Genomic DNA, 7,691 nt, shown 5'->3' with positions numbered 1-7,691 from the left:
CCGTACCGACCTCCCGTCACAGGTCCTGCTTATACCGATCCCGCCGACATAACCTGGCCTGACAATCTGGAAGAAGCCGGAAGAATCCCGGTAGAGCTCGGAGCAATCGAGTAACTGAGGAAGCGGTACGATGGTATGCTTCCTGTCATACCAGTCCTGACATCTCCTTTTACAGTAGCTGGCCACATAGCAGGGGTTGAAAACCTGGTAAGATGGACAAAGACCGATCCCGAAAAAGCCCATGCTTTTATTGAGGCAGCAACTGATTTCGTGATAGCTTACGGAAAGTTACAGACCGCTTACGGGGCACATATACTTTTTCCGGCAGATCCATCAGCCTCAGGAGACCTGATTTCTGGGGAAACTTACAAAGAATTCGTACTTCCTGCCCACAAAAGGATGGCAAAGGAAATCAGCTGCCCTTTGATCCTGCACATCTGCGGAGATACCAGCAAACTTCTGCCTTACATAAAGCAGAGTGGTATCGATTGTTTCTCCTTTGATGCCGTGCCAGTCTGGTACTGCCGTCAGGTGATGGGCAACGAGATGTCCATTCTTGGAAGCCTGGACGTTATAGACCTTATGCCAAACGGCACCCCTGAACAGGTATATAATAGAACTCGAGAATGCATCCTGCAGGGAGCTGATATTGTTGGGACTGCATGCGACGTTTCATTCGGTACTTCCCTTGAAAACCTCAGGGCCTATGTCAGGGCCTGCAAGGAGACTCCGATTCCGAAATATGATGATGTGGAAGACATCATCAGGCAGATCGGAGTCGGTATTGGAAGAAACATGAAGGAAAATGTCCTGGGAGGGATGCAGAAATGATCAGGCACATTGACCTTGCAGTTCAGAATATTTTAGAGATGAAAGAAAAAGAGCCTGCAAAATTTAAAAGACTCATTGACGAAGGGATCATGATCGGCCTTGGGGTAGATCTTGAAGACGGAAATAAAGAAGTAACTACTGTCGACCAGATAAAGAATCAGAACAGACCGAAAGATCCCGAATACGCATCCGTAGCAGAAGCTGTGATAGAAGGAAATAATGCAGAAACAGTAAAACTCATATCTGCCTTACTTGAAAAAGGAAAAGATCCTACAGATTTGGTTTTGAACGCCCTTATGCCCGGAATCCAGACCGTGTGTGAGCTTTACGATATTGGGGAGAGCTATGTGCCGGAAATCTTGCTGGCAAACGAAGCTCTTATGAAAGGAGTTGAACTCTGCCAGAAAAAGAAAGGAGAAGTCCCATCTCAGGGAAAAGTGGTATCCCTTGTTATTGTAGGAGACCTGCATGATATAGGAAAGAATATTGTAGCCGCTATTCTCAGAGCAAATGGCTTCGAAGTAATCGACCTTGGAAGAGATGTAACTGTGGAAGCAGCTGTCGAAGCCGTAAAGTCAACAAAAGCTAATCTTGTCACCGGAACAACCCTTATGAGCACAACCAAAGGAGGCCTCAAAGCCCTCGCAAATGCTCTGGAACCCGAGGGGGTCCCTCTGGCCTGCGGAGGGGCTGCTGTGGACAGGCGTTTCGTTGATACCTTTGGGAACTCGGTATATGGAAGAACACCACTTGATGCGGTAAAAATCGCAAAGGAGATATGTGAAGGAAAGAGCTGGGAAGAAGCCCGCAACGAACTTTATTGATTCTACTTTTCTTCCTGTTTTTTTATTTTTTGTGTTCGAGATTTATCTCTCTTTCATTTAGTGAATTTTAAAATATGGAAAACAATTTCTGTAAAATGAATAAAGATCAGACAGAGACAATAAAGATCAGAATAAGATAATAAAGATTAGAAATAGACAATAAAAACCAGAAATAGATAATAAAAATCAGAAAGAAAAGATAAAATCTGTAAAAACAGGAACATGCGATGAATAAAACTTAGAAAGAATGAGCAAAACCTTGACGAAATCCAGGGATCAAAATGGATCAGGCAATAAATATCGATATAGGTACCAGTGGAATTAGAGCCCAACTCTTGAACCTTACGGACTCTTCTGTCCTCAGGACTGCAATTTTGTCCAGAAACCCGCTTCCGGGTGCAAACGTTGTTGACCATCTGGACTTTGCGATTAGCTATGGGCAGGAGATAGCCCACGAAATTCTTGTCTCAGCCGTAACCTCTCTGATAAATGACCTTAAACCAACAAATCTCAAACGTATAGCTGTTTGTGGAAATCCAATTCAGTTGTCTATATTCGAAGGAATAGAGATCCGGGATCTTGCATTTGCAGGAAAAAACGCCCTCGAAAAAATACATGTAAAGCCGCCGAAAAGGGATGGGCACGTCACCTCAGGAAATAAAATTGGACTCTATGCAGATGTTGATGTGATCATCCCACCTTCGATAAGACATGAAATCGGAGCCGATGCCCTTGCCATGATGATAAAAACCGGATTTCTGGATACTTCCAAAACATGTATGGTTACGGATTACGGGACAAACGCTGAAATGGCCCTGAAGGTAGGTAACAGAATATACACAGGATCGGCTGCTGCAGGCCCTGCCATAGAAGGACAGCAGATTAGCAAAGGAATGCTGGCGACACCTGGAGCTATTGCCGATTTAAGGCTTTCCGGAGGCTGGCAAGCGCTTGTCCTTGACGAAAAACTCAGGCTGGTAGAAGGACCAAGAATCAACCTGCGCAGCAGGACTTTCAAATCCACCGGATACCCTGCTAAGGGAATTACAGGCACGGGAGTGATTTCTCTTATGTATGCAGGGCTTATAACTGGTATAATAAAGCCTCCTCATATTGAAGGCGATATAATTAGGCTGGGAAAAGGAATTACGTTTACAGAGGAAGATGTAGTAGAAGCTGGAAAAGCCTTCGGAGCCCTGAGAGCAGGTCACCTGACCCTGATGCACGAGGCAGGAATAGCATACGAAGATCTGGAAACAATGTACATGTGCGGAGCAAGCGGAACGTATGTAGACCCTATAAAAGCCCGCTTTACAGGCATTGTGCCTGCAACCCCTAAGCGGATTATACAGTGCGGAAATACTTCCCTGGAACTCGCAAAAGACCTTGCCCTTAATCCCGACTATCTTTCATACCTAAATGAAATGAAAAAATCTATCCTTGCTAATCATATAATGTTTGCCTCGTCCCCCACTTTTGCAGCCATCTATGTCCAGGAAATAGCCCTATGGAATGAAGGTATGCCACTTGAGAAGTATAACGCAAATCTTGAAAGATCCGGTATCCAGCCTATCCCAAATGAACTTCCGGAATGCATTATTGAAAGAAAGTACGAAAGAGATATTCACGAACTTGGAAAGTGCCTGGAGATCATGGAATCTAAACTGGATTTTACCGCTACCATCAAGTGCAGTGGTTGTGACACCTGTGTGAAAGGATGCCCGGAAGAGGCCCTTTCTAGAGAATGCGAAAGTTTCAGGATCAATACTGCAAGATGTCTTGGCACTGCCTGCAGAAGATGCGAAGAAAGGTGCCCTGAGAAGATGTTCTCTATAAGTAACTTTAAGCTAGAACTCCCAAGTCCATAAAGATAAAACAGTAATTTAACAAGAGTAATTTTACTCAGTAAACTTAAAAATAATGGCTCTTCACCATTCTCTATGTCTAAGGTAATTTTCAATTCAAGACCACATTGATTTTTATGGGGATGCTATGAGAGACCCACACAAAATAACGAAGAGCCAAAATATTGTCCGACCCTTAAGAGAATCCCCGCTATGCACAGGTACAAAACAATACAAATTTAAAATAGTTCTCCAGAATACATTGTTATAAACTCAATAATACGAAATAGATTTAAATTTTTTACTTATTCTAGATATCCAGTTTAACCAGGGACTTTTTGGATAAAACTGAGTATATCTGCAGGCAAACATTTAATCAGGAGTCAGAGCTTTGTTCCAGACTGAACCTATACTCTATCTGCAATCCCTTGGAAACGATTGGCTTACATCCCTCATGATTCTGATAACTTCAATGGGATCATCGGCTTTTTTGGTTGCCATAGTAGTTATCGTAACTTTCGGGGTTAATTTCCGGAAAGGTTTTCTTCTGTTCCAGCTCTTAATCTGGACAGGGCTGATTACCGAAATCATTAAGACAATAATTGCCTTTCCGAGGCCGGATTATGTAGACAACAGAGTACTTAACCTTGAATATGGAGTGAAAAGTACATCCCCTTTCAACGGAAGTGGACCTGATGATGTGTTCGAACTTCCCGATAAAAAAGTTCTTGAAACCTTCCGCCTTCAAGAAGCACTTTCCCCTTCGCCTTTTGGTTTCCCTTCAGGGCATGTTGCAATTACGACCGCACTCTGGGGAGGAAGTTCCACGATTTTCAACAGCCGGAAAATCAAAATGATGGCTCCTTTTATGGTATTGCTTGTAGCCTTATCGAGAATGTACCTGGGAAGGCATTTTCTGGGGGATATTCTGGGAGGAGCTATTATAGGTTTATTTTTCCTTACTGCTTTTGTCCTCTTTCTCAAAAGCCCCCTGAAAGATGATTTTTTCAAGAAAGATAATTTCGAACTTGCACTCAAGAGCAAGAACCTTATTTTGTACTTCGTCCTGTTTGTTATCCCTCTTGTTCTTATAACTTCATCTATGATAAGTGCAGAAGCAGCGGGTTTTTTCCTTGGCACGAATGCGGCATACGTTTTGATTATACGCAGAGGACTCCCTGATGATGCGGGAAGTGTCGAGCAGAGAGTTTTGAGGATATTTATTGCGCTTCTGCTATTCGGAATCTCCAGCTTTATTCTTGATTTAGGGTTCGATAATATCGAAACCGTAGCCTATTTCAGTCTCAAATTCATCGAGTTCTTGAAAGCTTTCATACCCGCATCTACAATCTGGGTGTCCGTAGTTGTCTGCACAAAGCTCAACCTGTATAGAACTGAAAAGGAACTCTTAAGCAACCGAAAAGGAGCTCTCAAGCAGCCAGGGCACGGAATGGAGTAAAAGTTCATTAAAAAAGAACTAGATGAGTAATAATTTATTAAAAAAGAACTAGATGAGTAATAATTTATTAAAAAAACTAGATGAATGGTAATTTATTAAAAAAGAACTAGATGAGTAATAATTTATTAAAAAAGAACTAGATGAATGGTAATTTATTAAAAAAGAACTAAATGGGTAGAAATTCAATTTAAAAAACCCGACAAATTTCTTAAAAATCTATAAGGGTTGGATTTACCAGCCCTTTTAAAAGTGTAAACACAGAAGCTATACCCTGAAAAAATAGTCCTTATTTAATGGACTTGATATATTTTATAACTATATTCTCATGTAGTGTTCCTGTCAAGACCTGGCTGAAACCTTTAGAATTAAACGAAATCAGATGGGTTTGTGCAGGGACTTATTTGAGTGTTTTTCAAGTTCTTCTTCCTTATATCCCCGGAAAACTATATATCTAAGAACCTGAAGGAGATCATATATATTATATGAAAACAGAAATAGTGCTAATTAACCTCAGGCAAGCATATAGTGAAAGAATAATAAATCGCATTAAAGCTCTGTAATACATTGTCTAAATAAGTAAAATAAACATTACAAATATAAGAAATGTTGATTGTTAACGGAAAAAATATTAAGTTATTATATATGATTTACTTTGTATTTATTCATAAGGAATAACTTAAATAATGCTTTTGACTATTGAGCGTATTCACAATTCACTGAAGAAATAACTAACTGAAAACCGCAACCTATCGGTTGCAATCAGTGGAAAAGACCCAAGAGTTATTTCATCATGTAAAGGGTTACCCACGGCATAGAATCTTATAATCACATCAAGACAGAGAGGATGACATTCATGGACTTTGAAAAATTAAGACACGGGACCGAACTTATCAAAAGGGGCTTTGCAAGAATGCAGAAAGGGGGTGTAATCATGGATGTTACAAACCCGGAACAGGCCAGGATCGCAGAAGAAGCCGGAGCAGTTGCTGTTATGGCCCTCCAGGCTGTTCCTGCAGATATAAGGAAAGCGGGTGGGGTTGCCCGGATGGCTGACCCTGAGATTGTCCAGCAGATTATTGATACGGTTACAATTCCTGTAATGGCAAAAGCCAGGATCGGGCACTTTGTTGAAGCTGAAATTTTAGAAGCTCTGGGTGTTGACATGGTGGACGAATCCGAAGTCCTGACTCCTGCCGACCCCTACTTCCACATAGACAAAACGCAGTTCACCGTGCCTTTTGTCTGTGGAGCCAGAAACCTTGGAGAAGCTCTTAGGAGAATTAACGAAGGGGCAGCCATGATCCGAACTAAAGGAGAGGCTGGAACCGGAGATGTCAGCCAGGCAGTTAAGCACATGAAGCAGATTCAAGGCGAAATCCGTGCCCTTGCCGGGAAGACTAAAGAAGAGCTGATTATGGTTTCAAGGGAAATTGAAGCTCCGATTGAACTTGTAGTCGAAACTTCAAAAATGCAGCGCCTGCCTGTGGTAAACTTTGCAGCCGGCGGAGTTGCAACCCCTGCGGATGCCGCTCTCATGATGCGCCTTGGTGCAGACGGGGTCTTTGTAGGTTCAGGTATTTTCAAAGCCGAAAACCCTGAGAAAATGGCAAAAGCCGTTGTTGAAGCCGTAAACAACTTTGACAACCCTGCAAAGCTTGCAGAAATCTCAAAAGGCGTGGGTGCAGGCATGAAAGGCATCAGCGCAGACACGATCCCTGAAAAGGAAGCCCTTCAGGAGCGCGGTTGGTAACCTCAAATTGCGCTTCGGGAGCACAGAAAATCATAGGTTTTCTGGAAGTTGCGATGTAATCGCAACAGCACGCCTCCTTTTCGGTCGCTACGCTCCCTCAAGCGGAATAATTTATGAACAATTAGATTACTTTTTAACTCGCTTGAGCGGGAATTTTAGAAGAATTGGCATTTAACTTCGTTCAGGCGAGCTAAAAATTTAATTTTTAAAAATGGATTATTTCTTACGGGCCTGTAAGAATAAATCAATTCAATTTTTTATTTTCGGATTAACAAATAATAAATTAATTTTAATTAATTCTGTAAAATGGTGTTTTTCATGAAGATAGGTGTAATCGCTATTCAAGGAGCGGTTTCTGAGCATATTGATGCTTTGAGGAAAGCCCTCAAGGAAAGAGGAATAGATGCAGAGGTAGTTGCAGTAAAGCATAAGAGTGTTATCCCGGAGTGCGGCGGAATTGTGATTCCTGGTGGGGAGAGTACCACACTTTGCAGGTTGCTTGCCCGCGAGGGGATTGCAGAAGAAATTAAGGATGCAGCTGCAAGAGGAGTTCCAATTCTTGGAACCTGTGCAGGTTTGATTGTGCTTTCAAAGGAAGGCGACGAGCAGGTTGAGAAAACCAGCCAGGAATTGCTCGGAATTATGGATACAAAGGTCAACAGAAACGCATTCGGAAGGCAGAGGGATTCTTTTGAAGCCGAACTTGATGTCGAGATCCTTGAATCTCCTTTTACCGGCGTGTTTATAAGGGCTCCCGGAATCGTAAGCTGCGGGCCTGAGGTTCGTGTGCTTTCCAGGCTTGATGACCTGATTATTGCTGCAGAGCAGGGAAATGTACTGGCTCTTGCTTTCCATCCGGAATTAACCGAGGATTTGCGGATTCATCAGTATTTCTTGGACAAAATATTTAAAAATGCATAAAATGACAGAAAAAAGGTAACTATTCAGCTCCGAAAAAACAATATCAATAGCCATCTTTACTA

The 7,691-nt window shown here is 42.2% G+C and carries 5 protein-coding genes and 1 pseudogene; all 6 read left to right on the top strand.

The genetic code is table 11. The features are described from left to right. Positions 1-831, top strand: a pseudogene (locus A9239_RS16205) (MtaA/CmuA family methyltransferase); the annotation flags it as partial. Next, positions 828-1,655 (top strand): corrinoid protein, encoded by an 828-nt coding sequence (locus tag A9239_RS16200; protein WP_048117958.1) that lies wholly within the window; start codon positions 828-830, stop codon positions 1,653-1,655. The pseudogene A9239_RS16205 and the gene A9239_RS16200, both read left to right, overlap by 4 nt. A 281-nt stretch (positions 1,656-1,936) precedes the next feature. Continuing rightward, complete coding sequence (locus A9239_RS16195) at positions 1,937-3,523, top strand: methylamine methyltransferase corrinoid protein reductive activase (RefSeq protein ID WP_048155345.1); 1,587 nt, start codon at positions 1,937-1,939, stop codon at positions 3,521-3,523. A gap of 367 nt (positions 3,524-3,890) precedes the next feature. Next, positions 3,891-4,958, top strand: coding sequence for a phosphatase PAP2 family protein (locus A9239_RS16190; RefSeq protein WP_048117961.1), 1,068 nt, complete (start codon positions 3,891-3,893; stop codon positions 4,956-4,958). Between the two features lie 853 nt (positions 4,959-5,811). Continuing rightward, positions 5,812-6,708, top strand: coding sequence for a pyridoxal 5'-phosphate synthase lyase subunit PdxS (gene pdxS, locus A9239_RS16185; RefSeq protein WP_048117964.1), 897 nt, complete (start codon positions 5,812-5,814; stop codon positions 6,706-6,708). 318 nt (positions 6,709-7,026) lie between these two features. Beyond that, positions 7,027-7,629, top strand: a complete 603-nt coding sequence (gene pdxT, locus A9239_RS16180; RefSeq protein WP_048155341.1) for a pyridoxal 5'-phosphate synthase glutaminase subunit PdxT — start codon at positions 7,027-7,029, stop codon at positions 7,627-7,629. Positions 7,630-7,691: the final 62 nt, after the last annotated feature.

Origin of the sequence: Methanosarcina sp. A14, assembly GCF_001729375.1 — an archaeon.
GTDB classification, from domain to species: domain Archaea; phylum Halobacteriota; class Methanosarcinia; order Methanosarcinales; family Methanosarcinaceae; genus Methanosarcina; species Methanosarcina barkeri.
The sequence above is the reverse complement of the archived record's forward strand: the minus strand, read 5'-3'. Positions and strand labels throughout refer to the sequence as shown.

Bases quoted from the DNA above. Each gene is read 5' to 3' on its own strand.
- pdxS (WP_048117964.1), top strand. From the start codon at position 5,812: ATGGACTTTGAAAAATTAAGACACGGGACCGAACTTATCAAAAGGGGC.
- A9239_RS16200 (WP_048117958.1), top strand. From the start codon at position 828: ATGATCAGGCACATTGACCTTGCAGTTCAGAATATTTTAGAGATGAAA.
- pdxT (WP_048155341.1), top strand. From the start codon at position 7,027: ATGAAGATAGGTGTAATCGCTATTCAAGGAGCGGTTTCTGAGCATATT.
- A9239_RS16195 (WP_048155345.1), top strand. From the start codon at position 1,937: ATGGATCAGGCAATAAATATCGATATAGGTACCAGTGGAATTAGAGCC.